We start from the raw sequence: 789 nt of genomic DNA on the forward strand, positions 1-789 counted from the left end.
CTAGTAAGTATTGCGGTTAAGTATCGGTATGTTTAGGCTTGTTGTATGAGTATTCGGGAGGTGTTCCCCGGGGACCGGGGCGGTGAGGCTACAGCGGATGTGGCTTCATTGCTTGCTGGGATTACTCTTCCTTCTATTGAACCCTTTGGCTCTGACAATGCTGAGTTGGTGGGGTTGCCGCCATTGCTGTTGTACCCGCTCCCGGAAGCGGACCTGGAGCCAGATAGCGGATCTATTCCGGAACCGGAGCCACGGTCGGTGTTGTCGGTTGCTCGGGGTGTTCGTGATGCTGGGTTGGCGGCGCTAGCAGAGGTGAAGCGCCTCGAGGATGCCGTGGCGGGGCGTAAAGCACGGTTAGTGGCCAGGGTTGCTGGGGCCGCTGCGGTTGAGGCATCTGTGGTGGCGTTGGATGCGTTTCAGCGTGGAGTATCCTCGGCAGGATTGGTCACGGAGGTCGCGTTTGCGTTGGGCATTCCTGAGCCGAGCGCGGCGTCATTGCTGGAGCACAGTGTGGTGCTGCTGCGTGAACGTCCCGTGGTGTTGGCGGGGCTGGAGGCGGGGGAGCTTTCCTGGCGTCATGCAGTAACCATCAATGACGAGATCGCGACTCTAGGGTCCATGGGGAGTTCCACAGCCCAAGACGAGGCGGTGTTGGAAGAGCGGTTGTTATTTCTCGCACCGGGAACCACAGCGTTTTCGTTTCTCGGTAAGGCTCGCAGAGCGCGAGAGAAGATGTTTCCTGCGAGTATCCCGGTCCGGGTGAAGGAAGCATTCGCGAAGCGGAAACTA

Annotated in this window: 1 pseudogene; it reads left to right on the forward strand. The window is 59.1% G+C overall.

Annotated elements, in window-relative coordinates:
- Positions 1 to 45 precede the first annotated feature (45 nt).
- Positions 46 to 789: pseudogene (locus CXQ93_RS20155) on the forward strand (hypothetical protein); the annotation flags it as partial.

Source organism: Arthrobacter sp. N199823, assembly GCF_002929705.1.
Taxonomy (GTDB): domain Bacteria; phylum Actinomycetota; class Actinomycetes; order Actinomycetales; family Micrococcaceae; genus Specibacter.